At 61.2% G+C, this 26,147-nt stretch carries 25 protein-coding genes; 15 read left to right on the forward strand and 10 right to left on the reverse strand.

Annotated features, from left to right (window positions below; all coding sequences use genetic code 11):
* Window positions 1-67: 67 nt before the first annotated feature.
* Complete coding sequence (locus A4R29_RS34095; protein ID WP_145923749.1) at window positions 68-277, reverse strand: hypothetical protein; 210 nt, start codon at window positions 275-277, stop codon at window positions 68-70.
* A gap of 30 nt (window positions 278-307) precedes the next feature.
* On the opposite strand from A4R29_RS34095, the gene A4R29_RS09640 reads away from it, so the two are divergent.
* Both A4R29_RS09640 and A4R29_RS09645 read left to right on the forward strand, forming a co-directional pair.
* Window positions 308-1,819, forward strand: coding sequence for a leucyl aminopeptidase (locus A4R29_RS09640; protein WP_027162710.1), 1,512 nt, complete (start codon window positions 308-310; stop codon window positions 1,817-1,819).
* A 28-nt stretch (window positions 1,820-1,847) separates the two neighbouring features.
* Window positions 1,848-2,297, forward strand: a complete 450-nt coding sequence (locus A4R29_RS09645) for a DNA polymerase III subunit chi (RefSeq protein WP_013532504.1) — start codon at window positions 1,848-1,850, stop codon at window positions 2,295-2,297.
* Window positions 2,298-2,326: 29 nt separating this feature from the next.
* On the opposite strand, the gene A4R29_RS09650 is transcribed toward A4R29_RS09645, so the two are convergent.
* A complete protein-coding gene (locus A4R29_RS09650) occupies window positions 2,327-2,812 on the reverse strand; it encodes a DUF995 domain-containing protein (RefSeq protein ID WP_013532503.1) in 486 nt (161 codons plus the stop codon).
* Window positions 2,813-2,945: 133 nt separating this feature from the next.
* Window positions 2,946-3,869: a glycoside hydrolase family 26 protein gene (locus A4R29_RS09655; RefSeq protein ID WP_013532502.1), complete on the reverse strand. Its 924-nt coding sequence runs from the start codon at window positions 3,867-3,869 to the stop codon at window positions 2,946-2,948.
* A gap of 601 nt (window positions 3,870-4,470) precedes the next feature.
* On the opposite strand from A4R29_RS09655, the gene A4R29_RS09660 reads away from it, so the two are divergent.
* Window positions 4,471-6,351, forward strand: coding sequence for a glycosyltransferase family 2 protein (locus tag A4R29_RS09660; protein WP_082827363.1), 1,881 nt, complete (start codon window positions 4,471-4,473; stop codon window positions 6,349-6,351).
* Between the two features lie 292 nt (window positions 6,352-6,643).
* Window positions 6,644-7,051, forward strand: a complete 408-nt coding sequence (locus A4R29_RS09665; protein ID WP_013532500.1) for a hypothetical protein — start codon at window positions 6,644-6,646, stop codon at window positions 7,049-7,051.
* A gap of 158 nt (window positions 7,052-7,209) precedes the next feature.
* Here A4R29_RS09665 and A4R29_RS09670 read toward each other — a convergent pair whose 3' ends face one another.
* From A4R29_RS09670 to A4R29_RS09680, 3 genes are all read right to left on the reverse strand, one after another.
* Window positions 7,210-8,211: a glycosyltransferase family 2 protein gene (locus A4R29_RS09670; protein WP_198327664.1), complete on the reverse strand. Its 1,002-nt coding sequence runs from the start codon at window positions 8,209-8,211 to the stop codon at window positions 7,210-7,212.
* 44 nt (window positions 8,212-8,255) lie between these two features.
* Window positions 8,256-9,182 carry a lysylphosphatidylglycerol synthase transmembrane domain-containing protein gene (locus A4R29_RS09675; RefSeq protein WP_063171798.1) on the reverse strand — a complete coding sequence of 309 codons (927 nt, stop codon included), beginning with the start codon at window positions 9,180-9,182 and terminating at the stop codon, window positions 8,256-8,258.
* Window positions 9,183-9,366: 184 nt separating this feature from the next.
* A complete protein-coding gene (locus tag A4R29_RS09680) occupies window positions 9,367-10,995 on the reverse strand; it encodes an ArnT family glycosyltransferase (RefSeq protein ID WP_063171799.1) in 1,629 nt (542 codons plus the stop codon).
* 211 nt (window positions 10,996-11,206) lie between these two features.
* On the opposite strand from A4R29_RS09680, the gene A4R29_RS09685 reads away from it, so the two are divergent.
* On the forward strand, window positions 11,207-11,824 hold the full coding sequence (locus A4R29_RS09685) for a DUF995 domain-containing protein (RefSeq protein ID WP_244506937.1): 618 nt from the start codon (window positions 11,207-11,209) through the stop codon (window positions 11,822-11,824).
* 678 nt (window positions 11,825-12,502) lie between these two features.
* Here A4R29_RS09685 and galE read toward each other — a convergent pair.
* A complete protein-coding gene (galE, locus tag A4R29_RS09690; RefSeq protein ID WP_063171800.1) occupies window positions 12,503-13,582 on the reverse strand; it encodes a UDP-glucose 4-epimerase GalE in 1,080 nt (359 codons plus the stop codon).
* On the reverse strand, window positions 13,579-14,616 hold the full coding sequence (locus A4R29_RS09695; protein ID WP_024504301.1) for a UDP-glucuronic acid decarboxylase family protein: 1,038 nt from the start codon (window positions 14,614-14,616) through the stop codon (window positions 13,579-13,581). The genes galE and A4R29_RS09695 overlap by 4 nt, the downstream gene beginning before the upstream one ends.
* A 705-nt stretch (window positions 14,617-15,321) precedes the next feature.
* Here A4R29_RS09695 and A4R29_RS09700 point away from each other — a divergent pair.
* The 6 genes from A4R29_RS09700 to A4R29_RS09725 all read left to right on the forward strand — a co-directional run bounded on the left by A4R29_RS09700 (window position 15,322) and on the right by A4R29_RS09725 (window position 19,756).
* Window positions 15,322-15,927 (forward strand): hypothetical protein, encoded by a 606-nt coding sequence (locus A4R29_RS09700; protein WP_063171801.1) that lies wholly within the window; start codon window positions 15,322-15,324, stop codon window positions 15,925-15,927.
* A 62-nt stretch (window positions 15,928-15,989) separates the two neighbouring features.
* Window positions 15,990-16,844 carry a 23S rRNA (adenine(2030)-N(6))-methyltransferase RlmJ gene (locus tag A4R29_RS09705; RefSeq protein ID WP_063171802.1) on the forward strand — a complete coding sequence of 285 codons (855 nt, stop codon included), beginning with the start codon at window positions 15,990-15,992 and terminating at the stop codon, window positions 16,842-16,844.
* Window positions 16,845-17,038: 194 nt separating this feature from the next.
* The gene (locus tag A4R29_RS09710; protein ID WP_063171803.1) at window positions 17,039-17,491 is read left to right on the forward strand and encodes a hypothetical protein; all 453 of its coding nucleotides are present in this window, start codon (window positions 17,039-17,041) and stop codon (window positions 17,489-17,491) included.
* 134 nt (window positions 17,492-17,625) lie between these two features.
* Complete coding sequence (locus A4R29_RS09715) at window positions 17,626-18,207, forward strand: TetR/AcrR family transcriptional regulator (RefSeq protein WP_024504299.1); 582 nt, start codon at window positions 17,626-17,628, stop codon at window positions 18,205-18,207.
* Window positions 18,204-19,040 (forward strand): DMT family transporter, encoded by an 837-nt coding sequence (locus A4R29_RS09720; protein ID WP_063171804.1) that lies wholly within the window; start codon window positions 18,204-18,206, stop codon window positions 19,038-19,040. Before A4R29_RS09715 ends, A4R29_RS09720 begins: the two co-directional genes overlap by 4 nt.
* A gap of 101 nt (window positions 19,041-19,141) precedes the next feature.
* On the forward strand, window positions 19,142-19,756 hold the full coding sequence (locus A4R29_RS09725) for a LysE family translocator (protein ID WP_063171805.1): 615 nt from the start codon (window positions 19,142-19,144) through the stop codon (window positions 19,754-19,756).
* A 21-nt stretch (window positions 19,757-19,777) separates the two neighbouring features.
* Here the strand turns inward: A4R29_RS09725 and A4R29_RS09730 are convergent, their stop codons facing one another.
* On the reverse strand, window positions 19,778-20,089 hold the full coding sequence (locus A4R29_RS09730; protein ID WP_013532486.1) for a transcriptional regulator: 312 nt from the start codon (window positions 20,087-20,089) through the stop codon (window positions 19,778-19,780).
* Between the two features lie 574 nt (window positions 20,090-20,663).
* Here A4R29_RS09730 and A4R29_RS09735 point away from each other — a divergent pair.
* Together A4R29_RS09735 and A4R29_RS09740 are read left to right on the forward strand one after the other, a co-directional pair.
* Window positions 20,664-21,131 carry a hypothetical protein gene (locus A4R29_RS09735; protein ID WP_063167706.1) on the forward strand — a complete coding sequence of 156 codons (468 nt, stop codon included), beginning with the start codon at window positions 20,664-20,666 and terminating at the stop codon, window positions 21,129-21,131.
* A 405-nt stretch (window positions 21,132-21,536) separates the two neighbouring features.
* Entirely contained in the window at window positions 21,537-22,133 is a 597-nt protein-coding gene (locus A4R29_RS09740) for a glutathione S-transferase family protein (protein WP_013532484.1), read from the forward strand.
* 95 nt (window positions 22,134-22,228) lie between these two features.
* On the opposite strand, the gene A4R29_RS09745 is transcribed toward A4R29_RS09740, so the two are convergent.
* Window positions 22,229-22,891 carry an outer membrane protein gene (locus A4R29_RS09745; RefSeq protein WP_013532483.1) on the reverse strand — a complete coding sequence of 221 codons (663 nt, stop codon included), beginning with the start codon at window positions 22,889-22,891 and terminating at the stop codon, window positions 22,229-22,231.
* Window positions 22,892-23,304: 413 nt separating this feature from the next.
* On the opposite strand from A4R29_RS09745, the gene A4R29_RS09750 reads away from it, so the two are divergent.
* A complete protein-coding gene (locus A4R29_RS09750) occupies window positions 23,305-24,069 on the forward strand; it encodes an SDR family oxidoreductase (RefSeq protein ID WP_063171806.1) in 765 nt (254 codons plus the stop codon).
* A complete protein-coding gene (gene uvrC / locus A4R29_RS09755) occupies window positions 24,066-26,129 on the forward strand; it encodes an excinuclease ABC subunit UvrC (RefSeq protein WP_063171807.1) in 2,064 nt (687 codons plus the stop codon). Before A4R29_RS09750 ends, uvrC begins: the two co-directional genes overlap by 4 nt.
* The last annotated feature ends 18 nt before the right edge of the window (window positions 26,130-26,147 follow it).

Here is a 26,147-nt window from a genome sequence, read left to right on the forward strand (position 1 = left end):
AAGGTAGCTGTCCGGCAGCGCCTGCACAACTGGCTCATCAGATGGTCTATCCGGGTTCTGTCCCACATCACGCCCCCCGGCTGGGCGGAGTGTCGGCGGGAATGGATAAGAAAGGGCGAACATCGATGGTTAACAACAAGTTGCGGCAAAAAGCGGGGCCGTGCCGCGACGAATCGTCATCGATTCCATAGGTCATATGGGATGCCAATTCGGCAAAGTCTTGCCAAATGCCGGAAAACGACCAAATGTCGCGCATCGTTTCGAACAGCTTCCCCAAAAGTCGCGCATTCCCTGAAAGCAGGACATGATGAATCAAAGACCGTCGATCGCCTTCGCCAAATTTTCCGGGTCCCAGAGCGCGGTGAACAAGAAGGGCACGGTCTTCGTGCTCGCGGCGGATGAGGGCGGCCTCAGCGACGTCGCCAAGGCCGGTGATCCCGGCAAGACACTGGAGCGGGCTTTTCCCGTGGCTGAGTTCACGGGCAAGTTCGCCAGCACGGTGGAAGTTCTGGCCCCGCAGGGAGCGTCGCTCGACAGACTGGTGGCGATAGGCACCGGCAAGGTGTCGGGACTGGACGAATATGCGTGGTTGAAGCTTGGCGGCACCGTTTCCGCGTCGCTGCGCAAGGCGACCGAGGTAGCGGTGATCCTCGATGTGGTCGGCGCCTCGCCGAGCGCGAAGGACGCGGCAAGCCTTGCCGCGGGCATTCTCCTGCGCAGCTATTCCTTCGACAAGTACAAGACCAGGAAGGATAAGGACGACGGCAAGGCAGAGCCGAAGAAGCCGGTCAAGGTGACCATCCATACCGCCGATCCGGCCGCTGCGAAGAAGGCCTTCGCCGATGCCGAGGCGGTGATCGACGGCGTCCTTCTGGCGCGCGACCTCGTCAACGAACCGGCAAACGTGCTTGGGCCGGTCGAGTTCGCTGCCCGCGCCAAGGAACTCGAGGCACTCGGCGTCAAGGTCGAGATATTGGCTGAGAAGGAAATGAAGAAGCTCGGCATGGGCTCGCTGCTCGGTGTCGCGCAAGGCTCGCCACGCGGCGCCCGCATGGCGATCATGCAGTGGAACGGCGGCAAGCCGAAGGACAGCCCGATCGCCTTCGTCGGCAAGGGCGTCACTTTCGACACCGGCGGCAATTCCATAAAACCGGCCTCGGGCATGGAGGATATGAAGGGCGACATGGGCGGCGCCGCCGCCGTTACCGGCCTGATGCATGCGCTGGCGGCCCGCAAGGCGAAAGCCAATGTCGTCGGTATCATCGGACTGGTCGAAAATGCCGTCGACGGTCATGCCCAGCGTCCCGGTGATATCGTCACTTCGATGTCGGGCCAGACCATCGAGGTGCTCAATACCGACGCCGAGGGCCGCCTCGTGCTGGCCGATGCGTTGTGGTACTGCAACGACCGCTTCCAGCCGAAATTCATGGTCAATCTGGCGACGCTGACCGGCGCCATCATGGTGGCGCTCGGCCAACATTATGCCGGCCTGTTTTCCAACAATGACGAACTGGCCGAAAAATTGTCGGTGGCGGGGCAGGCGACTCAGGAACGGCTGTGGCGCATGCCGCTCGGCGCCGAATACGACAAGCTGATCGATTCCAAGAACGCCGACATGAAGAACATCGGCGGCCGTTTTGGCGGCGCCACCATCGCGGCGCAGTTTCTGCAGCGCTTCGTCAAGGACACGCCATGGGCTCATCTCGACATAGCCGGCACGGCGATGGGGGCGCCGTCGAACGAGATCAACCAGTCGTGGGGTTCCGGTTTCGGCGTCAGGCTGCTCGACCGGCTGGTGCGCGATAACTATGAGCAGTGAACGGGTTCGATCACTATAGGCTGAAGCGATGGCCGACGTTCTGTTCTACCACCTGACCGAATCGACGCTGGAGGATGCGCTGCCAGGCCTCCTGGAGCGCAGCGTCGACCGTGGCTGGCGCGCCGTGGTGCAGACAGGCACCGAGGAACGCCGCGATGCGCTCGACCAGCATCTTTGGACCTTCCGCGACGATTCGTTCCTGGCGCACGCAACCGATCGTGAGGCTCATCCCGGCGAACAGCCGATTCTGTTGACCACCGGCGACGGCAATCCCAACGACGCCAAGATAAGGTTCCTGGTCGACGGCGCGGTGCCGCCTGACCTTGGCGGCTACGAGCGCGCGGTGTTCCTGTTCGATGGCCACGATGCCGCCCAGCTCGAGGCGGCGCGAGGACACTGGAAGGTGATGAAGAGCGCTGGCCACGACGTCACCTACTGGCAACAGACGCCAGATCGCCGCTGGGAGCGCAAGGCGTAGACCAGCCGCTTGTGGCGGATGACACGATCCTACAGTCTTGCCTTGATCCGGTTCTGTTTCCGGGTGACGTAGTCGCCGTGTTTCAATCTCTTGAAAACATACCAGTCGCCATCCGGAGCCTTGCGCTGGTAGATTACTTTGCCAGCCTGGCGGTGCTCGAAGCAGGTCATCGAGCCCTTCACGCCCCAGGAACCGTGCCATTGCGCACGCCAGCACAGCTTGCCGCCGCCGGGAATGAACCACATGCCGTCGCCATAGCCCGACTTGCCTTTGTCGTGGGTCCAGGACTCGAACTGTCTCTGCTTGACGGCAAAGAAGCCGGCGCCCTTCTTGCCCCACAGCCACGAATGGTTCTGATAGATCTGGTAGACGCCTTCGTCAGGAACCGCTGTGGCCTCTTGAGCCTGCTCGGCGATTTTCATCGCCGTCTTGGCTGTCGCAGGAGCCTGGAAGGCAAGAACAAGAACGGAGCAGGCGAATGCCGCTCCAAGATAATTTCCCACTACCCGCTTCACGAAACTTCTCCACAGACTGATTTACGCCACGCCTCAATCCTCATCCCGAACCGCTGGTTCGGGATGGATCACGATCAAACAAGGAGATTGGAAGTCGATCCCGATCGCGTCGGGGTCGATCAGCACGATGCGTCTACGGCAGGACGTGCTGGGTCACCCTCCAGTCGGGCAGACCATAGCCACCCAGCCACGGCCACACTTCCTTCTGGTTGAAGTAGACAACCGAAGTCAGCGCCGGGAACTCCGCGTAGGATTTGCGGGAATCTTCCTGCCATTTCGAGACATAGTCCTGCTTCCCGACATAGCCGAGTTCCGCAACGATGATCGGCTTGTTGAACACTGCAACGCGGTCATAGCCGGGCTTCAGCAGCTCAGCGAAGGTGCGGTCGCGGCCGGTCTCGTCATCATCTTTTTTCTGCAGACCGAACACCGACAGGCCGATGACGTCGACATAGTCGTCGCCGGGGTAGTATTTTTCCAAACCCTCTTCGCCTTTGGGCGACCACATGTACTTGGCTGCGGGGGCAGCTTTGCGGCAGATGTCGACTTCGCGCTTGTAAGCGGAGATCCAGTCCTTGGGAGCCCAGTTGGCCCAGGTGAAGCGGCCGTTCTTGTCTTCCATTTCCTGCGCCCAGCGAATGGTCACCGGGCTCTTCATCTGTCCCACCAGGTCGCAGATCGCCTGCATGTTGGCGTCATATTTGCCGCTCAAAATGCCGTCGCGCAATTCGGGCGGGGTGATGCGCCAGTCCTTGGACCAGGTCCACGGCTCAACCGTGATCAGCAGCGAACGGCCGCGCTGCAGCGCATAGGCGTCGGCGAGTGGCAGCGTCGACAGATCGACGTCTTCCCAGGGCAGGAACAGCTCTTCGATGCTGGCGCTCTTGTCGGCGCTGAAGTCGCCGTAGGGATCGTAGGATCCGAACGCCGAGGCGGCGCTGCTCGTCTGGACGGGGTCCGTCGCGGCTACTGAGCCAGCGCCTCCTGCCGTGGGGAACGCGGCGCTTCCGCCCAATGCCAGCGCGATTGCAAGTGCTTTTACTGTGGAGTGTTTCATGTCGATCTCCCATGGCCCCAACCTCTTGCGGAAGTTAAGGCTTCGCCCGTGCGCATCGATGCTTGATCGACACGATTACCCAAAACCGATCGGCTCTATTTGGCAGAATCTGCGGGATTTCGGAGCGACCCGTTGGCGGATGTGCGAAACCTGACACAGAGCCACCCAAAAAATTATCTCTCAAGGCCCTATACAGGGGGCGCTCGAGAGAAAGTTCGCCGCGATACTCACAAATTCGCGTCAATATCCCGATATATCATCCCTGGCTAATTTAAGAGCCGGTCGCGACCAAGAGTCAAGTGCAATTAACGGTTGCTTAACCATGTGCGCGCGACATGGTTAACGCTGCTCTCAAAGTTCGATCCTTGCCGGACAGCTTTGGCCCATCGGCGAATTCTCCAGCGCTGAAAAATTTGCGGCTCATCGTTCACGTGCTGGTCGGTGGAAACTGTTCCACCGGACTATCCTTAACCAGTTCTGAAGAACCGTAGTTAAGAAATAACTAATTTAGTTGACTCTAAGGATGCCTGAGCGGATTCTGCTGCTGGGTTAGGCTCATCGGCCGTCGTTTGGCTGATGCTCGGGTGGCGGCGTTAAGTGTATGAGTGTTTCCGCGGACGTGGGGATCATCGGCAGTAAGACCATGCCGAAACGGGGGCGTGGGGCAGCTCCGGGGAAGGCGGCGGAGAAGCCTCCTTTTCTGGTGCCCGTGCTGTCGGCCGCCCAGAAGCGGATCTGGAAGCTGGGACTTGCCTGCTGGTCGGTAACGTTCGGATTTTTCTGGTTCTGGTGGCTGCAGCCCGGGCACATCGAACACGTCATCCCATACATGCTGGCGACATTGACGCTCGTATGGCTGACATTCATGCCGATGTATTTTCTCTTGAACGTGCATGCGATGAAAAAGCCGTCCAGGCTTCACACGATCCCGAAGCATTCGCGTGTCGCGATGGTGGTGACCAAGGCTCCGTCAGAGCCGTTTTCCGTGGTTGCGCGAACCCTCGAGGCAATGCTGGCGCAGGACTGTCCGCATGATACCTGGCTGGCCGACGAGGACCCGTCCGAGGAAACGATTGCCTGGTGCGATGCCCATAACGTCATGATTTCGACGCGGCGCGGGCGGGAAGATTATCACCGCAAGGTGTGGCCCCGCCGGACGCGCTGCAAAGAGGGAAACCTGGCCTTCTTCTACGACCACTATGGTTATGAACGCTATCACTTCGTCGCTCAGATGGACGCGGACCACGTCCCGACACCAACCTATCTCAGGGAAATCCTGGTCGCCTTTGCCGATCCGGCGGTTGGCTATGTATCGGCGCCGAGCATATGCGACAACAATGCCGCTGAAAGCTGGTCGGCACGCGGCCGGCTGTTCCCGGAAGGGATGTTCCACGGACCTTTGCAGTCCGGCCACACGGGCGACGGAACGCCGCTCTGCATCGGCTCGCACTATGCCGTGAGAACCGCAGCGCTCAAGCAGGTCGGCGGCCTTGGCCCGGAACTGGCCGAAGATCACTCGACGTCCATGCTGTTCATTGCGGCTGGTTGGCGCGGTGTGCATGCCATAGACGCCATTGCCCATGGCGACGGCCCGCAAACCTTTGCCGATCTTGTCACGCAAGAGTTCCAGTGGTCGCGGAGCCTGATGACGATCATGCTCGAATACTCGCCCATATACCTTTCCAAGGTATCGCCACGGCTGAAATTCCAGTTCCTGTTTCGCCAGCTCTGGTATCCGCTTTTCGCCGTATTTTCGCTTCTCATGTACATCATGCCGATATACGCACTTCTTACGGGTCAGAATTTCGCCAATGTGACGTATATTGACTTCCTTCTACACTATGCGCCGAACTCGATTTCGCTGATTGTGCTGGTGATGCTGTTGAAGTCCTTCGGGCTGTCGCGCCCACTGACCGCCAAGACGATCAGTTGGGAGGGAATGTTGTTCTCATTCTTCGCTCGTTGGCCGTGGGTGCTGGCGGGCACGCTGTCGTCGATCCGCGATTATCTGACCAAGTCGTTCGTCGATTTTCGCGTTACCCCCAAGGGCAGTGGCCCGAAAAACCTGCTGCCTGCCCGCGTTATTGTTCCCTATGTGGTGCTTGCAATGGGAGCTTCGCTGCCGGTCCTTCTTGTAGACCGCGCCTCGGACGCCACCGGCTTCTACTGGTTCGCTGCCTTCAATGCGTTCGTCTACGGATTGCTTGTGGTCGTGATCATCACCAGGCACCTCGTGGAGAACAAAATTTCGTTGCGTTGCAATGCCGCGAAACTCACCTTGCAGGCCTCGCTCGCTGGCGTTGCGCTCTTCGTCCCGGGCGCCGCGTTCTGTGACCGCGGCCTGGAAGGCATATATGGGCTCCAGCAGGGGGCAGGCGGTATGCGCATCGTCAGCGTGGCCTACCCGGTTTCCGGAGCCGGGCGCGGCGGGAGCGGAACCCGCACATTCCATCTTGACCCCGCCTGGAATCCGCCACGCTGACGCCGACAGGCGTCCGTGCGCAAACAACTCCCCTGAACCGCATTTGCCTTGATAGCCGGCCGGCAAGCTGTAGCAGGGCCAGGCACGAGCCCAAAAGGTCAAATTTTAATAATATCCGGTCGAGTGCCGAAAGACCGCGCTCATCATATCGTTTGCATGATATTTAATAAGTCTCCCCTAATATACAGCCCATGATGTGAGTGGCGATGGGTCACTCGCGTGGTGCGGAAAGCAAATAAGAGCAATATATCTCCGCGCTCCAGCGACTTGTATTTCATGGCAGGGGATAGCGATGAACAAAATAATGGAAAGAGGGGCAAGGCTCGGCAAGAAACATGCCTGTGCATTTGCCGCGGTTGCATTGATCTCGATGATGTCCGGTTGCCAAAGCATGGATGCCACCAAGACGAGCTCGATCGGCACCAAGCCCGTGGTTCATTCGCTCGGCCAGAGGGTGCACTACGCCAAGGACAAGCGGCTGCATCTGATCAACCGCAAACCGCTCACCAAGATGACCAACGTGACGCGTACGAGGGAGGAGGCCTATGCGGCCTTCGTGCGGCCGCAGCGGGTCGGCAGGCCGGCGACGGTGAAGGTCTCCTACAGTCTGGGCAATGGCGGCCCGCTGCTGGGTCATTCGCCTTGGATATGTGGTCCAAGCGGTTTCGGCCAGCGCGCCAGCTGCCGTTCGCGTTACTGAACCATCAGACCTGAAGCGCGGCGATTTGACTGCTGCCGGGTCTTTGCCGGGGGGCGCGAGTGGAGGGCGAGGGGTTTGCGCAGACGTTGCGCTTTGCCTCTTGCCCTCCGACCGCCATGCGTTCGTTAGGCGCGGACCTCCGTGGCATTCCGATCAGGTCACGATGGTCGGCCCGGGGCGTGCCAGCCGTCATTGTCGCCGGCCGGCGGCCGTAGCCGCGCGACATAGGCCGATGCTCCGTTCGCCTCGTGATAGACGCGTGCCAGCATTTCCGCCAGCACGCCCGACGTCACCATCTGCACCCCGGCGATGAGCAGGAAGAAGCCGGTGAACAGCATCGGGCGTGTTCCGATGTCTTCGGCGAAAAACAGCTTCAGGCAAAGCAGGTAGGCAAGGATCAGCGAACCCAGCGCGCCAAGCACGATGCCGATGCCGCCGAAGAAATGTCCCGGCCGTGTGCGATAGCGCATGAAGAAGTACATGAACACCAGATCGAGCACGACCCTGAAGGTGCGCGAAATGCCGTATTTGGACTGGCCGTGGATGCGGGCGTGGTGCGTCACCACCTCCTGCGCGATGCGTCTGGGGGTCGTCACCGTGGCCAGCCATGCCGGGATGAAGCGGTGCATCTCGCCATAGAGCTTGACGCTGCGGATGACGTTGCCGCGATAGACCTTGAGGCTGCAGCCATAATCCTTGAGGCGCACGCCGGTGACGCGCGCGATCAGCGCGTTGGCGATGCGCGAGGGCAGCCTGCGCATGAAAAACCCTTCCTGGCGGTCCTTGCGCCAGCCGACCACCAGGTCGAGATCCTCGCTCAGCAGGCGATAGACCATGCGTGGGATGTCGTAGGGATCATTTTGCAGGTCGCCGTCGATCGTGGCGATGACGTCGCCGCGCGCCGCGTCGATGCCGGCCTGCATCGCGGCGGTCTGCTTGTAGTTGCGCACGAGCTCGACCGCATGCACATGCGAGCCGTAATGCGCTGCAAGGCGCCTGATCTCGCTCACCGTCGCGTCGGTGCTGCCGTCATCGACCAGCACGACCTCCCAGGGCTGGTCGTAGCCTTCCATCGCCTGGTGGATCCGTGCCAGCAGCGGCTCGACGTTTTCGGCCTCGTTGTACATGGGGACGACGATGGACAGCGTATGGTTCGGCATTACCGCGCCGTCAGGCAGTCCCGAAGCAGGGATGGGCAATACGTTCATTGGGATGGCTTCCTTGCAGGTCCGACAGCCGGATTTCCCGGCAGCGTCGATTTCGAGGGAAACAGCCAGGCGATCGCACCCGTGGCGATTGCCGAGCAGAAGATGAACAGGTGCAGCGCCAGCGCCGCCTGCAAGCCATTCTTCATCGTGATTCCGGAGGTGAGCAGCGCCGCCGCTGCTCCCGCTTCATAGGTGCCGAAGCCGGCGACGCCTTGCACCGGCAGTATGGCGGCTCCTTCGGCCCCAACGACGCCTGGAAAGGCGGTCGAAAAGGATGTCCCCAGCAGCATTGCCAACAACCATCCCTGCACAGTGAGCTTCAGGGACCAGTTCGCGATCGTCCACCACCAGCCATAGCGCGAGCGCCCGGTTGCTTCGGTGAACACATCTCGGAGCTTGCCGAGCTTCGCCACGATCTTGCCGCGGCCGGCCCAGTCATGCGGCGCACGCGCCCAGCGCGGCAGGTACCAGGCGGCGGTGATCAAGACGGCCCCGCCCGCAATCCTAATCGCCGGATGCAGGCCCGGCCACACCGCCAGGGCCAGCACGCAGACGACGAAGGCGTCCTGCAGCCTGAACCACAGCAGTGAGGCGCTGGCGCGCATGATCGGTATGCCGAAGACCTGGCGCAGGAGCAGGGGAAAGGCCGTCTCGCCGCCGCGAAAGGGCACGACGTTGATCATCGCATTGTGGATCAGAATGACGCGCAGGCAGGCGCCGAAGCGGCCATGCACCTCGTCGCGGAACTCGTCGCAGACGCGCAGCGCACGCAAGACATAGGTGGCGAAGAACGCGATCGTCGCCACGGCGAAGGTGCCGGGCGTGATGCGGGCAAAGGCGTCGCCGACCATGCGCCAGCGCGAGTCGCTGGCGAGCCAGGCCAGCAGGGCCAGCGTCACAATGATCGAAATCGCTCGTTTCAACAATTCCTCCGGTCGCAACCGTCGAATTCCGCCAGCCGTAGAGATATTTGACGTTGCTGGCCGGCTTGTCTCGCTTAGCTTGCTGCGTTGGGCAGGCGAGGGCGGGTCGGCAAGGTCGCTGACCGTCGCCGGATTTCCAACGTTTGCCTGATCCCCAGCCCATAAGCCCAACGGCCTGACCAGATCAAGGCCGGCTGATTTCATAAATCAGGAGGTTGTCCGAATCCAGCCGCTTGGTCCCGATCTTGTTGAGATAGTCGATCACCCCGTCATGATGCTCGATGAACGGCCGTTTCTGACTGTCTTCGGCATCCTTTGCCACGCCGAACCAATCCGCGCCTTGCGTGCGAAGTTCCTCAAGCTGTGCTATCGCGATGGCATCGTCCTCGACGAACCTGGACCACTCCACGTCGCCGCCACCAGGCGGAAACACCCACCCGCGCGCCCTGCTGTAATAGACTGCGACGGGATCTCCCACCTCCGGAGCGATGGCCACGACAAGATCGCCAGGTTGGGCCCTGCGCGCCAGCTCGTCGCCAAGCAACTTTCCATTCATGGCGAAGGGCGCCTTCATCGTCCGGACGAGGGGAAAAGTCGACCAGACAAGCATAGCGGCCACGATGCAAATCGACCGCAGAATTATCCCAGGAGACGGAACGGTTTTGGCTCCAAGCGTCGCCAGGACGACCGCGCCACGGCCGCAAAACATCGCAAATGGCACATGGAATATATGATAGTTCCATGGATTGGTCGTGATCTCACGTGCCGCAGCGAGATAAACAACAGAGGCCGCTGCAAGCCATATGAAAGGTATGGCCGAAAGAGCGCGTTCTTTCGATTCCGCGACTGGCTGGGGCGGCATCCAGAATCCGACCGCCATCAAAATCATGAACGGATAGCCATAAAACCACCAGACCGACGTGTTCCAAACAGATTTGAAATAGAAATCGTTGGTGAAAAACGTCCAGAATCCAGAATCCCAGATGTATCCGCTGCCCGCGACATGAAAGGGCGGATAGGTTCGCCCGAGATAAATGGCCCAGCTGTAGTAGGCGCCGATGACGAACAGGCTGACCAGTCCGCTTATGAATACTTTGGCCGCATGCTTTCGCCGATTTTGCAAAAGCCAGCAAACCATCAGATAGAATATGACGCCTCCAGCAGCCAAACCCGGTGGTTTTGCAAGCACACCGAGGGAAAAGCTGGCTGTGGCGAAAGGGAGCAGCCACGCGCTGCCTCCCGTCCAGTATTTCGTGAAAAGCCAGACGCCCAAGGTTACCAGAGCCAGCATCGAGGGGTCGGGAAGAAACGAGCTGTCGATCATGATCGCCGCCGGCATCAGCGCATAGGCAAGTGCCGCGGCGTGGGCGTGCGTCTCGCCCCAGCATAACGCCGTTAGTCTGTGCAGTGAAAACACCGTCACCAAGCCGAAAAGGGCCGCAATCATGCGGCCGAACCAGTCGTGCCAGCCAAAGAGTTGGTAGAGTATGGCGGTCAGATAGCTGACGATCTGGAACTCGCGGCCCTGATAGCTTGGCCCGGGCCCGGTCCAGCTGACCTCGGGGAAGAAGATGTTCCAGCTGCGCTGCTGGAAATTGTCGGCCATCATCGCGGTACTTGTTTCGCGCCAGCTGAAGGCATCGACCAGCGGCAAGGTTATGTTGTGGAACCTGAACAGGATCGCAATGAACAGTATCCCCAGCAAGATCGCCATGTTGAGGCTCACGGTATTGCGAGCAGTCGTTTCCCGGACGGTCGACTGCTGCCGGTATTGCTGACCTTCGGCCTGGTTCAATTCCGGGTCGCCCGCCATTTGAAACCGCGTCCTCCCTCACGTCTGCGGATGTTGCTTTTGAGTGCGATTGTCAGAGTTGGCAGAGCATATGACACATTTCTTAATTTTGACGACAGCGGGATGCGCACATCTGGAACGGTTGTTGTCCGTCCGCTCGCAAAGGTTGACATCACCGTTCTCGCGACTGTTAAATAGTTCATACGGCTGTCAGAGCGATGATAGTGCTATCTTGGGCAAAACGGGCATGCGAACGCCAATTGTACTGACAGCTCTGAACGGATTGCCACCGCATGGTGTCGACCGTCGACGCAAACATTGTCGGTTCGCAAGTTGTATGCAACTCATGTTTCTCCTGGCCCTCTGCGGCCAGACGGCGCTTTCGGGAACGGCGCATGCGGCTGCCGCCAAAGACGGCAGACCAGCGGGAACGGTCATCGCACCGGCTCCAACTGCCTACGAGCTGCAGCTTCTTTATGCCGACCGCACATGGATATGGAAAAACGGCGCGGCCTTTTTCGCGCAGGGCAATCGACGTCTCCAGGCCTGGACGTCCGGGCAGGACACCGCGTCTGTCGCGGAGGGCAGATGGCTGGTGACCAAGGACGGCAAGATGTGCATGGAGCTCGCCTGGCGATCGAAGGGCTACACCGGCGAGCAGCACCGCACCTGCTACAGCCACCGCATTCAGGGCCGGAATATCGAGCAACGCAAGGATCCGGACGGGGAATGGTACGGTTTCAAGCGATCTCCCGAGGATCCTTCCGACGAATACAAGAAATTCGAAGCAGGCGACACCAAGGGCGCGCAGTTCGAAGTGACCCGCAAGCTGGTCGATGCCAAAAAGTAGGCCGCTTCCGGCCGCGCTGAGATGGCCTGGCTGTTCTCCCCGTGCGCCTGTTGTGGAACCCGCGAATCGCTTATGGTTGAGTGGCTCGGCAGGCGCGATCGGCGCGCCGATCGCATTTAATCGCATTCAATTGCATCACCCGGACGACAAGACGATGGCCTGCCATACGGTTTTGATGAAATTTAATAATTAGTGATATCTAATATAACGTGTGATGTGCGAGTGGTCACTCATGCGGCGTGGAAGCGGCCCAAGTATAGTATGTCGCAATGCGCCCCTGGCTTATACTTGATAGCAAGGGACAGAGGATGAGAAATTCCGCGAGCGTATTTCGCTCAAGCAAGAATGTCGTGTCTATTGCCGCGGCTGTGGCGCTGAGCTCTATGGTTGCAGGTTGTCAAGGTATGGACGCAACTGAAACCGGTTCGGTCCTTATCAGGCCCATCGTCCACCCGGTCCGCAGTCAGCCCGCGGTCCAGCCCGTGCAGGCCAGATTTCTCGTGCGCTCGCTCCGGGCCGACCTTCCGATCCAGATGACAAGCACAATAGGGACCGAAAGTGCCTACGCCTTTGCACCGCCGCAACGGATCAAAGCCAGCACGCCGGCGCCGGTGAACATCTCGTTCAATCCGGGCGATGGCAGCACGTTCTCGGGCGGCTCGCCTTATATCTGCAGCCCTAGCGGATTTGGCCAGCGCGCGAGCTGTCACCCCCGCTATCTCTGACCCGTCGGGCGACGACCGGCGCTGCCGCCCTCACTGGCGGCAGTTTCATGGGCCTGGTCTTCAGTCCGAAAAAGGGAGCGGCCGTCCTGACAATCGTATCGATGTCTGAAAGCTCCGGCACAAAGCCAAGATGTTCGCGTGCGCTTCCCGGGTCGGCGTAGAGCTCCGCCGGATCTCCGGGGCGTCGGCTCCTGAACACTGCCGGAACCGGCCTCGACGTCATTCGGCCGACCGCCTTGACAATCTCCTTGATGGAGACGCCTCGCCCTGTGCCGAGATTGACCGCAAGGCTTCGCCCGCCACCCTCGAGATGCATGAGCGCTTTCAGGTGGGCGCGGGCCAGATCGGTGACGTGGATATAATCCCTTACGCAAGTGCCGTCCGACGTGTCGTAGTCGGTGCCGAAAACCTCGATCGCGTCGATGATGCCCGATGCGGCCATGAGCACTCTGGGAACCAGATGGGTTTCCGGCGAATGCCACTCACCGAGCTCGCCATCGGGATCGGCGCCACAAGCATTGAAATAGCGCAGGATCGCAAATTTCATTCCGTACGCGGACGCATAGTCGCCGATGATCTGTTCGCCGATCAGCTTGGTGCGCCCATAGGGGCTGATCGGATTTTGCGAGGAGGTCTCGCGAACCGGCAACGCCTCCGGCACGCCGTAGGTCGCACAGCTGCTGGAGAAGATGATGTTTTCGATCGAACTCGCGCGTGCGGCATCGAGCACCGCGATGGTGCCTGTCACATTGGTCGAATAATATTCGGCCGGCTCGCGAACGGACTCTCCGACATAGGCCAGCGCAGCAAAATGGATCACGGCCGTCGGCCGGTGCGTTTCCATCGCCCGCCGCAGTGCATCCCGATCCCGGATATCGCCGACGACAAGCGGCCCCCAGGCGACGGATCTCTCATTGCCGCGGCTCAGATTGTCGAAAACCACCGGCATGTAGCCGGCGGCGGCCAACTGCTTGCAGGTGTGGCTGCCGATGAAGCCGGCTCCACCCGTCACCAGGACCGCCGGCCGGCTCATGAAGCAGCAGCTCCTCTGGCGGTGTGACTTCCGTAGAGCAGGGTATCAAAATACTCGACGGTACGCGCGAGCCCCTGGCTCAAGCTGATTTTCGGCTCCCAGCCGAGATTGGCCCTGGCAAAGGAGATGTCCGGCTTGCGTTGCCTGGGATCGTCGACGGGCAGCGGCCGATGCACGATCTTCGATCGGGCGTTGGTGTAATCGACGACCAGCGTCGCCAGTTCCATGATGGTGAATTCGGCAGGGTTGCCGAGATTGACCGGGTGGGCGGGCGCGTTCGGCGCATTCATCAGCCGGATAAAGCCCTCGATCAGGTCGTCGGCATAGCAGAAGGAGCGCGTCTGCTGGCCGCTGCCATAGACGGTCAGGTCCTCGCCGCGCAGCGCCTGGACGATGAAGTTCGAAACCACACGTCCATCGTCGGGCTGCATGCGGCGACCGTAGGTGTTGAAAATGCGGGCGACACGAATATCGAGACCATAGGTTCTCGAATAATCGAAGAACAGGGTTTCGGCCGAGCGCTTGCCTTCATCGTAGCAGGAGCGCGGCCCGTGCGTGTTGACGTTGCCGAAGTAGCTCTCGGGCTGTGGATGCACGAAGGGATCGCCATAGACTTCGGACGTCGAGGCCTGGAATATCTTGGCCTTGTTCTGTCGCGCGAGTTCCAGAAGGTTCAGCGAGCCAAGCACGCTTGTCTTGAAGGTGTGGATCGGATCTGCCTGGTAGTGCGGCGGAGAGGCTGGGCAGGCGAGATTGTAGATCTCGTCGCACTGAAGGTCCGAAGGCAGTGCATCGACGATGTCGTGCTCGATGCAGCTGAAGCTCGGATTGCGCTGAAGGGCATTGAGATTGTATCTTTTGCCGGTGTGGAAATTGTCCAGCGCGACAACGTCGTATCCGTCCCGCAAAAGACGTTCGCACAGATGCGAACCTAAAAATCCCGCTCCTCCGGCGACAAGGGCGCGTCGTCGGCTTTGGCTGGCGTCCTTTTGGCTGCCGGATTCCAGTTTCAGAACCTTGACAAGCTTAGTCATGCTTTCCTCATACGCACCGAACACGCTACCGCCGGGCCGGGACAAAGCATCGCCCGGCCACGTTCCTGAGAACGTGGCAAACCTCCTGCGGAACCGCCATCACTGATGTGCGTCAATTGTTCTTGGCTTTCGCGAAGCTGGTGCGACTACACAACCTCCGTGCTGCCGCTCAGCATTCTCCGCGCCCCGAAATCGCGATCACACGCCCGGTGTCACCATCGATTGCTCGCCCAAATTGCACATCCCAACGCATCGAAAATATACCTGTGGAAATTATAGTCAACTAAATTAGCAATTCCTTAACCAAATGCGCTCGCGAATGGTTAATCATGAAAGCGGCTACGGCCTCTCGGACCGAAGCATGGCGCACAAGGCAAATCCTGTTTACGAATCAGCATATTGGCTCGATCGACGTCAATATGTTGCCGGACGCGGCAAGCTGTCCCTTGAGGTAGAATCAAAACCTGACAGCAAGAACGGCCAAGAATGAGCCGACAGCAATATTCAGCGCGGCGCGCGAAATACACGGCTTAATTTTTGAGCGCATAGGTAGAACGTTATCGGCATTGTTGCGCAGCCACGCCGCCAAGCTGGTTGCGCTCGCACCCCGCACGGTCCACCTCCAGGGTGGCTGCCGCAACTGGCCATCGCCTTTTGGCCGTCGGGGCGCTATTGGCAAGGTTACGATACGCCATGGTGATGTGAATGCGCTTTCTGTTTGTCCTGATCCTGCTTGTCGGCGCCGGCGTCGGTGTCATCTATCCCTGGGCGATGAGCAATTTCTCCGGGCACGAGATCGGCACCTGGCGGGTCTATGAGCAAGGCCGTTTCAAGCCGCTGACGGTGCCGCTCTCCGGCCGCGATGCGCCGGTGCGGGTGCTGGTCGACCTGACCGCAAGAGCCGAGCGCATCGTCTCGCAGCAGCGCACCGTGCTGACGCTGACCGCCGCCAGCAATGGCCGCACGGTGCTCGCCTCGACGCTGCAGTTCAACCATTCCGACAATCCTCGCCAGGCCAGCCCGCAACTGCCCGACAAGATCTTTCGCGACGAGGCCGGCGTCATCGCGACCGTCAGCCCGGGTCCCTACATCTTCACCGTCGGACCGGGTGATGCCGACGACATACCGATGCGGGCTGTCGATCTCATCCTGCGCTCCGGCGCAGGCGAGATCGACAGCCGTGCACGGCCGGTCGGCTTCGCGCTGATGGCGATCGGCCTGATCGGATTTTTGCTGACCTTGCGCACTCGAGGCGGTCGGCCGGAAAATCCGAACTCTCAGCCGCCACCGCCGCGCTGGGGCAGGGGCTGATGCATGTCGCCCAAAAGTGTGCAGCGGTTTTGGGACAACGACATGCATAACGGCACAAGACGATGAACTACCGCCACGCTTACCATGCCGGGAATTTCGCCGACGTCGTCAAGCATGTCGTGCTGACGCGCTTGCTCGAGTATCTGAAGCAGAAGGACAAGGCGTTTCGGGTCGTCGACACCCATGCCGGCATTGGCCGCTACGATCTGTCGTCGGCCGAAGCGCAGAAGACGGGTGAGTGGCAAGGCGGCATCGGCAGGCTGATCGATGCCCCGTTTGCCGCGCCGGTGGCAGCACTGCTCGCGCCTTATCTGGAGACAATACGGTCGCTCAACCCTGAGGGTGGCATCCAGAAATACCCGGGCTCGCCGTTGATTGCGCGCCATCTCATGCGCAAGCAGGACAGGCTGACCGCGATCGAGCTGCACCCCAAGGATGCCGCGAGGCTGAGGACGTTCTTTGCCGGCGATTTCCAGGCCCGGATCATCGAACTCGATGGCTGGCTGGCGCTCGGCGCCCATCTGCCGCCGAAGGAGAAGCGCGGCCTTGTTCTCATCGATCCGCCATTCGAGGAAGCGGGTGAGTTCGATCGCCTCGTCGACGGGCTCATAAGGGCGCACAAGCGCTGGCCAGGCGGCATCTACGCGCTCTGGTATCCGATCAAGGACCGCAAGGCGATCATCGCTTTCCGCAAGGCGCTGAAGCAATCGGGCATCCCGAAGCTGCTCGACATCGAATTCGAGATCAGGCCGGCCTCTTCGGAACCCAGCCTCGACGGCAGCGGTCTGCTGGTGGTCAATCCGCCGTTCACGCTGGAGGGCGAGCTGCGGACGCTGCTGCCGGCCCTGCACAGGCTGCTTGCGGTGGGGCAGCCGGCGCACTGGTCGTTGGAATGGCTGGCCGGCGAGCAGGCTTGAGGCGGGCTCATTGACGACCCGGGACCCGCGCTCTTTTGGATCCGGACATGAACGTGCCAGAGCCATTCCGGTGCCGTGTAAATTCGGCTTTGGTCGAAAAGCAGTTTCAAACTGGGAAACCATTGTCAACGCAACCGCTTGACCGCCGCCGAGCGAATCCGCACAGTGCGCACAATCGACCTTGAGAGGCTGCCATGACTCGCTTCGCCAAATCCGCTCTTGCCGCCCTGATTTCGCTCTGCACCCAGCTTGCCGCGCCTCTCGGTATCACCCAGACCGTGCAGGCCGCCGATCTTACGGTCTATTCCGATGAAGACAGCGGGGTCTGCGGTCAGCCTTGGGTACTGAACAAGATCACCAGCCGCTTTTCCTATCAGGTGCATCACGTGCCGCATCTGCCTGATGTGCAGATCACCGATTTCCGGCGCATTCACCAGCATCGCTATCTGGCGGCCGACGATACCTGGCCGATCGGTCGCCGTTATTGCGGGGCCACCGTCAGCCTGTCCGACGGCCGCGATCGCACCATCTGGTACCTGATCGAGGAAGGCCAGGGCTTTGCCTCGATCGGCGACAATGTCGAATTCTGCGTCTCGGGCTTCGACCGCTGGATGGTCTACAACGGCCGCTGCCGCATTCTGCGCTAAACCCGGTTTCCCCTTCCAATCTCTTTCGCGCCTGTGGCTTGATCGGCTGCAGGCGTTTTTCGTGCCGCGTTGACAGCTGGCGCGATCCGTCGCATATGTATGAGACAGACCTGTCTCACCACTCGGTATGCGCCATGACACCATCGCCCGTTTCCGATAAGCGCCAGCACGTCGTTGAAACGGCCTACGTGCTGTTCAAGCGCGCCGGCTTCCATGCGACGGGTATCGACCGGATCATCGCCGAAGCCGATGTGGCCAAGATGACGATGTATCGCCACTTCCCCAGCAAGGACGAATTGATCGTCGAGGTGCTCGACTATCGCGCTATGCGTTTCGACCGCCAGCTCGACCGGCTCGCCCAGGAGGGCATTCCGCCGGAACAGAAAATCGGAAGGATCTTTGACTGGCATGCACGCTGGTTCCGCAGCGCCGATTTCCATGGCTGTCTGTTCGCTCATGCATTGGCCGAGTTCGGCGATCCCGGGCATCCGGTTTTCAAGGCCGTTGTCAGGCAGAAGAACGGCCTCAAGCGGCGCATGCGGTCTATCCTCGAAGAGATGATGCCGCGCGGCCGCGCCGAAAGCGTGGCGGCGACACTGCTTATGCTGATCGAAGGTGCGACCTTGCTGGCGCAGATGGGGCCGGCCGACGCCGCCATTCGCGACGCCCGCAAGGCGGCCATGGGCATCGTCGCTGCTTCGCGTAAGTCCCAATGAGCCCGCTGGTCATCGGGCTCGCATTGTTTGCGGCGATCCTGCACGCAACCTGGAACGCGTTCCTGCGCACGGGGGCCGACAGGTTGTGGACCGTCACCGTCATGAGCTTTTCCAGTACGGCGCTCGCCATCCCCTTAGCCTTCTTCCACGCCGTTCCGGCCGCGCCGGCCTGGTCCTACATTGTGCTCTCGGCCTGCCTGCAGGTTGGCTACAGTTTGTTTCTGGTGGCCGCCTACAGATATGGCGAGCTGGGACAGGTCTATCCGATCGTTCGCGGCAGCGTGCCGCTGCTCGTCACGCTCGGCGGGTTCTTCCTGGCCAACCAGCAGCTCACTCTGCCGCAGACCATCGGTGTCGCGCTGGTCGCGGGCGGCATCATGGGCCTTTCTCTCGGAAGGGGCAGGGCCGCCACGACATCGATACTCTATGCGCTGGCAACGGGAGCGATCATCGCCGCTTATGCGACGGTCGATGCGCTCGGCGTTCGGGCGGCGGGAAACGCCGGCGCCTATACCGCATGGGTGCTGCTGATCTACGGCGCGTTGCTGCCGGCGGCCTTCGTCGCCTGCCGTGGCCGGCTCACAGTCGACCTGGGTGCGCCGGAAACCTGGAAGGCGCTGGGCGGCGGCCTGTTTGCACTTCTGGCCTACGGTGTCGTGGTCGCGGCCTTCGCGCTCGGACCGGCCGGTCCGATCACCGCGATCCGCGAAACCAGCGTCGTCTTCGCGGCCTTCATCGGACGCCTGTTCCTCGGCGAGGTGCTGACGCCGCGGCGGGTCGGCGCCTGCGCCATCGTCGCGCTCGGCGCCATCTGCCTCGGCTATCAGCCGTGACGGGAATGCGCATCGCGCAGTTTCTCGATTTTCCTGATGGCGCCGACAGGTAAACCGGCTAGTCTGGACTTCCGAGAGCGGCATTACCCTCGGGAGTTTTCATGGATCTCGCGACCTCGCTTGCCTTTGCGGCCGCCTTCTTCGTGTTCGCTGCCAGCCCGGGTCCGGACAACATGACGATCATCGCGCGCACAATCTCCAATGGCGCCGCGTCGGGCATCGCCTACGGTGCCGGCACCGTGGTCGGCATCCTCATCTTCCTGATCCTCGCCGCCTTCGGCCTGTCGATCGTCGCCGCCAAGACGGCGATCGTCATGACGGTGCTTCGCTATGGTGGAGCGGCCTATCTGGTCTGGACGGGCATCAGGCTGTGGATGGCGGCGCCCGTCATTCCCGAACTGCAGCCCATCTCAGGACAGCGAGGGCTGTTGATGATTTTTGCCACCGGCATCGCGCTCAATCTTGGCAATCCGAAAATGCCGTTGTTCTACATTGCGCTGTTGCCTAGCGTCGTCGGCGCATCGCTCGACGCAGGTCATCTCGGTGTGCTGATGATGGTGATCGTGGCCGTCGAGGTCGTGGTGATCGGCGGTCATGTCGTCCTCGCCGGTCGCGCCCGCAGCCTGTTGCGCACACCAAGGATCGTACGCCGGGTGAACCGCGCGGCGGGCGGTGTGATGATCGGCGCCGGCGTTGCCGTTGTTGCCGCGCGCTGAGCGGATTGCCCAGTCATCACGCTATTTCCTGCGCGCCGCCGCCTCGGCCTGATCGAGGATCTTGCGCAGGAATGCGGCATGGCCGCGGAACGCGCGCCGTCCGCTCGTCGTCGCCCTGACGCGCGTCTGCGGCCGGCGGCCGACGAACAGCTTTTCGATGTCGACATAACCAGCCCTGGCCAGCGTATCGAGATGCGCACCGAGATTGCCGTCGGTGACGTCCACGATGGCTTTCAGCCCGGTGAAATCCAGCGTTTGCCGCCTTTCCAGCATGCTCAGCGCCGCCATGATCCTGAGCCGAGTGCTCTGGTGGATGATTTCGTCGGCACTCATCGATTGGCTCCGGCGCAGCCAAGCCGGAGGCCGCCGACAACCATGCTGCCGCCGTGGCGGACCGTCTTGGCAATCTCGAACGGCGACAGCGCCGCTTGCTCCTGTGCGATCGACATTGAAATGCTCCAGCATGCTGTACAGAATACTCTGCCATGTAGAGTTATCTGTCAATTCACGAGCAGGCCGATCTGCGTTCGTGCTTGACAAGACGATGCACCGATCGGCTGTCGCATTGCAGTATAGATCGTCCGCCTGCACGAGATGATCGCACCGATGAGGCAGCGGTCATGATATCGGCGGCCGACGATCGACACGCAAAGCTGCTCGCTGATCTTCGGAGCTTCACGAGAGGAGCGCTTCCGCGGAGTGTGGAGAATGTCGGCGACACATTCTAGCCAATGGTCGAAGATCAGAAGTGAATTTCTGCGACGATCAGCACGACCATGTGCCGATCGTAACCGAAATTTAAGCTGCGAAAATCAGTCTATTGCTTCGCTGGCTAGCAAGCCGCGAGTCAGATATGCATGAGCGCGCCGGGTCATTACGGCCGTCGGCACAAAGGAAGGGGCATCGCATGGCTAAGCAGTCATCCAAAGCGCCGGCGTCCAAGGCACCGGCAAAGAAAGCACCCGCAAAAGCAGCAACGGCAAAGGTCGCAGCTGCAGTGAAGAAAGCAGCACCCGCTGCCAAGCCGAAGGCCGCGGCGGCCAAGGCAAAAGCAGCACCGGCCAAGAAGCCGGCAGCGAAAGCTGCGGCGAAACCGGCAGTGAAGAAGGCGGCACCCGCCAAGGCAGCGGCAAAGCCGGCTGCCAAGGCGGCACCGGCCAAGAAGCCTGCAGCGAAAGCTGCGGCGAAACCCGCAGCGAAGAAGGCAGCAGCACCTGCCAAGAAACCGGCTGCCAAGGCTGCACCAGCCAAGAAGCCGGCTGCCAAGGCTGCTCCGGCAAAGAAGGCTGCGGCAGCGAAATCTTCAGCGCCGGTGAAGAAAGCGGCACCTGCGGCCAAGCCGAAGGCAGCGCCGGCGAAGGCCGGCAAGAAGTAGTCGCGCTTCCCTCGCCGGGGGCGGTGCCGAAACAGTCAAGGGCGGGTGCCTCACAGGGCGCCCCGCTCGTTGTTTAGGCAGTCGGAAGGCGAGAACAGAGGCGGACGGAGGATATCTTTTCGCAGCTCCCAGGACTTCGCCATAGGGCGGAGTCCGGTGGGGCTTTTTTCGTGTCATTCATGCGGGTGATGAAACATCGGCGCGAGGCTCGTCGGTCTTGCCAGTCGGCTGGCGGCTTCGCGCGATCCCGGCAACCATGGTGATGAAGCACCGTCTTCATGGAGCGCTCGCTAAACGGCCCTGGCCGCTGCGTCGCTCGCTGGCGGCTGGGTTTTCCGCTTCTGGCCATTGCCCGATCGCGCCCGATCGGTCAACACTGCCGGCCTGCAAAACAGGAAACGGATCATGCCCAGACTGCTCTATGCGTCGTCTTCTCCCTACAGTTCCAAGGTACGAATGGCGGCAGCCTATGCCGGCATCGCTGTCGATCTGGTGCCGATCAAGACCGAGGAGAAGCCGGCCGACTTGATGATCGCCAACCCGCTCGGCAAGATTCCGGTTCTGGTGCTCGACGACGGTCGCTCCATCCATGACAGTCGCGCCATCACCCAGCATCTCAACCGTTTGTCGAAGAGCGCGCTTTTTCCACGCAATCCCGACAAGCGGCTCGAGGCGGAAGTGCTGGAGGCATTGGCCGACGGCATTTGCGACTGTGCGCTGTCGATGGTCTATGAACGGCGCACGCGGCCTGAGGAGATGGTCTATCAGCCCTGGCTCGATCGCCAGTGGGCGAAGATCACGGCGGCACTCGACCTGCTCAACGCAAACCCGCCGAAGCTGCCGAAAAAGATCACCGCCGGCCAGATGGCGCTGCGCGCCTGCCTTGGCTATCTCGCGCTGCGCTTTGCCGGGAAATGGGAGAAGGGTCGCGCCCGGCTGACGCGGTGGGCGGCACGCTTCGACGAGAAGTTTCCAGAACTGAAGCCCTGCATTCCCGGTTGACCGCCCATTACCCGAATAGATTTACCCGGAAATCACGCGAGCATAAAAAAAGCCGGGCGCGAGGCCCGGCTTTTTCGTGTCGTGGCTTGAACGACTTAGAACTTCATACCGACGCCGAAGGTGACGCGGTTGTCGGTGGCCTTGACCTTGCCGATGCCATCGAAGCTCTTGCTGCCGAAGTCGGTGTAACGATACTCGACGCGACCGAAGACATTGTCGGTCAGCTTGATGTCGGTGCCGAGACCAGCGGTCCAGCCGAGCAACGTGGCGCGGTCCGAACCGTATACGTCGTCTTCGACCTTCAGGCTTCTTCCGGCGAGACCGCCGGTGCCATAGAGCAGGATTTCGGGGGTCACGGCATAGCCGAGACGGGCTCGCAACGAACCCTCGAAGCCGGCCTTGGAATTGACGCCAGAATCGTCGCCCTTGACGCCGTTGTAGCCGAGTTCGGCTTCAGCGCCGTAGACGAAGTTCTCTTGCTGCCACTGATAGCCGCCGAAGACGCTGCCGACGAAGCCCTTGGTGCCGACGTCAACATTGTCAACACCCAGATCCTTTTCCTTGGTATGGCCGCTGAAGCCATAGCCGACGTTGAGACCGGCGTAGGGTCCGGCCCACGAAGCGACGGGAAGTTCAGCGATCGGCGCAGGTGCCGGCGGCTCTTCCGAAACCACGTCAGCAGCATAGGCAGTTCCGCTGAGGGCGAAGAGCCCGAGCGCAACGGCCAGCGGCCGTGCGAATTTGAGATTGGCTTGCATTGTTCTTTACTCCTTAAGCCACAGGACACAGGCTTGTTTCTCACGATCGCCATCGACCCGTCCGGGGGGTGAAACGGATCTGGCGTTCGTCGGTTCCAAATGTCGTGTCAAAATGCGGCTGAAGCGAACCTGAACTTGGGTCATTCCCCGGCGCAAATGAGGCAGAACCTTGACGTTGCATCTTCGCAACAGCGAAATGGCAGGAACCATCCCGTGCTGCGCTGCACACCGCTTGGTGCAAGGACTCCAGCACCCTATATTGCGGTCGGGCACGCCTGAGTCCAGGGCGGGCCAAGATGCCCAAACGGCCGTTTCGCCACAATGCTGCCCAAGGTGCGAACACCATTTAACGCATGCCGGGCCATATTTCGCCGGCACTGCTTTTTCGGGCCGAAATTGAGGATTGACACGATATGAGCAAAGCCACTGTCACGGCGCTGGTGACGGGCGGGGCCAGGCGGATCGGCAGGGCGATCGTCGAGGATCTCGCCGCGCACGGTTTTGCCGTCGCCATCCATTGCAGCCGCTCGCGCAGCGAGGCCGATGCGTTGGCTGCCGAAATCATCGCCGGAGGTGGCCGCGCCGCAGTGGTCGCCGCCGACCTGACCGATATGGACGCCATCGATGACCTTATCGGCGAGGCGCAAGCAGCGCTCGGGCCGCTCTCGCTGCTGGTCAACAACGCGTCGCTGTTCGAGGACGATTCGGTTCTGGATTTCGACTGGCGGGCCTGGGACCGGCACTTTGCCGTCCATGTGAAAGCGCCCGCGCTCCTGGCGCAGAATTTCGCCCGGGCACTACCGGCAGGGCAGGAGGGCCTGATCGTCAACATGATAGACCAGCGCGTCTGGCGGCCGACGCCGCGCTACTTCTCCTATGCACTGTCCAAATCGACGCTGTGGACAGCCACCCAGATGATGGCGCAAGCGCTCGGTCCCCGCGTCCGCGTCAATGCCATCGGCCCGGGGCCGACATTGAAGAACGCGCGTCAGGACGACAGCGATTTTGCAGCCCAAGTCGATGGCCTGATCCTCAAGCGCGGCCCGGAATTGCCGGAATTCGGCGCCACAATCCGCTATCTCTGGGAAGCGCGCTCGGTCACCGGCCAGATGATCGCGCTTGATGGCGGCCAGCATCTTGCGTGGCAGACGCCCGATGTGACAGGCATGACGGAATGAGTCCTATAGACCACAAAAGCAAGCCGCGCGGCGGCACCGACGATCTGCCCCCCGATATCGACCTCGAGGACGAGGCGGTCGAGGAGATCGTTGAAACCGTCGGTCCCGATGTCGCCTTCACCGCCATCGACTGGACGCCGCATGCCGGCGACGCGGAAGGCATGATCGGCGCCGAGGTGATCCAGACGCTGGTCAAGCGGCTGCCCAACGCGCCCGGCGTCTACCGCATGATGAACGCTGCCGGCGATGTGCTCTATGTCGGCAAGGCACGCAGCCTGAAGAAGCGCGTCACCAACTACGCGCAAGGCCGCTTCCACACCACCCGCATCGGCCGCATGGTGCGCGAAACGTCGACGATGGAGTTCGTCGTCACCCGCACCGAGATCGAAGCGCTGCTGCTCGAAGCCAATCTTATCAAGCGCTTGCGGCCGCGATTCAACGTCCTGATGCGCGACGACAAGTCGTTTCCCTATATCCTCTTGACCGGCGACCATGTCTCGCCCGGCATCTACAAGCATCGCGGCGCGCGCTCGCGCAAAGGCGATTATTTCGGTCCCTTTGCTTCGGCCGGTGCCGTTGGCCGCACCATCAACTCGCTGCAGCGCGCCTTTCTGCTGCGCAGTTGCACCAACTCGTTCTACGAGAACCGCACGCGGCCATGCCTGCTTTATCAGATCAAGCGCTGCGCCGGCCCCTGCACCGGCGAGGTCTCGCACCAGGACTATGCCGAGCTGGTCAATGAGGCGAAGGACTTCTTGTCCGGCCGCAGCCAGAAGGTGAAGACGGAAATCTCGGCCGCCATGCAGCAGGCGTCGGAAGCTCTCGATTTCGAGCGCGCCGCGATCTATCGCGACCGGTTGGCGGCCCTGTCGCATGTGCAGAGCCACCAGGGCATCAATCCGGCGACCGTCGACGAAGCCGATGTCTTCGCCATCCATCAGGAAGGCGGCCAGGTCTGCATCCAGGTGTTCTTCTTCCGCACCGGCCAGAACTGGGGCAACCGCGCCTATTTCCCCAAGGCCGATCCGGCGTTGGAAGCAGCCGAGGTGCTGGGCTCGTTCCTGGCGCAGTTCTATGACGACAAGCCGACGCCGCGGAACATTCTTCTGTCGCATGGCGTCGAGGATCAGGAACTGCTGGCCGAGGCGCTCTCCACCCGCGCCGGCCGCAAGGTCGCGATCTCCGTGCCGCAGCGCGGCGAGAAGAAGGACCTGACCGACAACGCTTTGCAGAATGCCCGCGAAGCGCTCGGACGCCGGCTGGCTGAAACCTCCACCCAGGGACGCCTGCTTGCCGGTTTCGCCGAGACATTCGGCCTGCCGAAGCCGCCAGTGCGCATCGAGGTCTACGACAATTCGCACATCATGGGCACCAATGCCGTCGGCGCCATGGTCGTTGCCGGACCGGAGGGGTTCGTGAAGAACCAGTACCGGAAATTCAACATCCGCTCGACCGAGATCACGCCTGGCGACGATTTCGGCATGATGCGCGAGGTGATGGAACGGCGGTTTTCGCGGTTGCTCAAGGAGCATGGCGATGTCCCGGCTGGGGATGCAGCCGACGGTTCGGCAGACGATATGGAGGACGATATCTCCGGCAGCTTCCCGGCCTGGCCCGATGTCATCCTGATCGACGGTGGCCAGGGCCAGATGACCGCGGTGCGCAAGATCCTCGCCGATCTCGGCATCGAGGACCGCGTGGTTGCCATCGGCATCGCCAAGGGCCAGGACCGCGATGCCGGCCGCGAGCGGTTCTTCGTCAAAGGCAGGGACTCGTTTTCCCTACCGGTCCGCGACCCCGTGCTCTATTTCGTCCAGCGGCTGCGCGATGAGGTTCACCGTTTCGCGATCGGCTCGCATCGGGCTCGCCGCAAGAAGGAAATGGTCAAGAGCCCACTTGATGAGATCAGTGGCATCGGTCCCGGCCGCAAGCGGGCATTGCTGCTGGCATTCGGCACCGCCAAGGCGGTCAGCCGCGCGGCCATCGAGGATCTGCGGAAAGTCGACGGGATTTCCGAGCAGGTGGCGAAACTGGTCTACAATCACTTCCACGAGAGTTGAAAAATCTGGCACTTTCAT

The sequence above is a fragment of the Mesorhizobium ciceri biovar biserrulae genome (genome assembly GCF_001618845.1).
GTDB classification, from domain to species: Bacteria; Pseudomonadota; Alphaproteobacteria; order Rhizobiales; family Rhizobiaceae; genus Mesorhizobium; species Mesorhizobium ciceri.

Excerpts from the sequence above, each read along its gene's own strand:
- A4R29_RS09640 (WP_027162710.1), top strand. The coding sequence starts at position 308 with ATGAATCAAAGACCGTCGATCGCCTTCGCCAAATTTTCCGGGTCCCAG.
- A4R29_RS09645 (WP_013532504.1), top strand. The coding sequence starts at position 1,848 with ATGGCCGACGTTCTGTTCTACCACCTGACCGAATCGACGCTGGAGGAT.
- A4R29_RS09655 (WP_013532502.1), bottom strand. The coding sequence starts at position 3,869 with ATGAAACACTCCACAGTAAAAGCACTTGCAATCGCGCTGGCATTGGGC.
- A4R29_RS09660 (WP_082827363.1), top strand. The coding sequence starts at position 4,471 with ATGAGTGTTTCCGCGGACGTGGGGATCATCGGCAGTAAGACCATGCCG.
- A4R29_RS09665 (WP_013532500.1), top strand. The coding sequence starts at position 6,644 with ATGAACAAAATAATGGAAAGAGGGGCAAGGCTCGGCAAGAAACATGCC.
- A4R29_RS09670 (WP_198327664.1), bottom strand. The coding sequence starts at position 8,211 with ATGCCGAACCATACGCTGTCCATCGTCGTCCCCATGTACAACGAGGCC.
- A4R29_RS09680 (WP_063171799.1), bottom strand. The coding sequence starts at position 10,995 with ATGGCGGGCGACCCGGAATTGAACCAGGCCGAAGGTCAGCAATACCGG.
- galE (WP_063171800.1), bottom strand. The coding sequence starts at position 13,582 with ATGAGCCGGCCGGCGGTCCTGGTGACGGGTGGAGCCGGCTTCATCGGC.
- A4R29_RS09695 (WP_024504301.1), bottom strand. The coding sequence starts at position 14,616 with ATGACTAAGCTTGTCAAGGTTCTGAAACTGGAATCCGGCAGCCAAAAG.
- A4R29_RS09700 (WP_063171801.1), top strand. The coding sequence starts at position 15,322 with ATGCGCTTTCTGTTTGTCCTGATCCTGCTTGTCGGCGCCGGCGTCGGT.
- A4R29_RS09705 (WP_063171802.1), top strand. The coding sequence starts at position 15,990 with ATGAACTACCGCCACGCTTACCATGCCGGGAATTTCGCCGACGTCGTC.
- A4R29_RS09710 (WP_063171803.1), top strand. The coding sequence starts at position 17,039 with ATGACTCGCTTCGCCAAATCCGCTCTTGCCGCCCTGATTTCGCTCTGC.
- A4R29_RS09715 (WP_024504299.1), top strand. The coding sequence starts at position 17,626 with ATGACACCATCGCCCGTTTCCGATAAGCGCCAGCACGTCGTTGAAACG.
- A4R29_RS09720 (WP_063171804.1), top strand. The coding sequence starts at position 18,204 with ATGAGCCCGCTGGTCATCGGGCTCGCATTGTTTGCGGCGATCCTGCAC.
- A4R29_RS09725 (WP_063171805.1), top strand. The coding sequence starts at position 19,142 with ATGGATCTCGCGACCTCGCTTGCCTTTGCGGCCGCCTTCTTCGTGTTC.
- A4R29_RS09730 (WP_013532486.1), bottom strand. The coding sequence starts at position 20,089 with ATGAGTGCCGACGAAATCATCCACCAGAGCACTCGGCTCAGGATCATG.
- A4R29_RS09735 (WP_063167706.1), top strand. The coding sequence starts at position 20,664 with ATGGCTAAGCAGTCATCCAAAGCGCCGGCGTCCAAGGCACCGGCAAAG.
- A4R29_RS09740 (WP_013532484.1), top strand. The coding sequence starts at position 21,537 with ATGCCCAGACTGCTCTATGCGTCGTCTTCTCCCTACAGTTCCAAGGTA.
- A4R29_RS09745 (WP_013532483.1), bottom strand. The coding sequence starts at position 22,891 with ATGCAAGCCAATCTCAAATTCGCACGGCCGCTGGCCGTTGCGCTCGGG.
- A4R29_RS09750 (WP_063171806.1), top strand. The coding sequence starts at position 23,305 with ATGAGCAAAGCCACTGTCACGGCGCTGGTGACGGGCGGGGCCAGGCGG.
- uvrC (WP_063171807.1), top strand. The coding sequence starts at position 24,066 with ATGAGTCCTATAGACCACAAAAGCAAGCCGCGCGGCGGCACCGACGAT.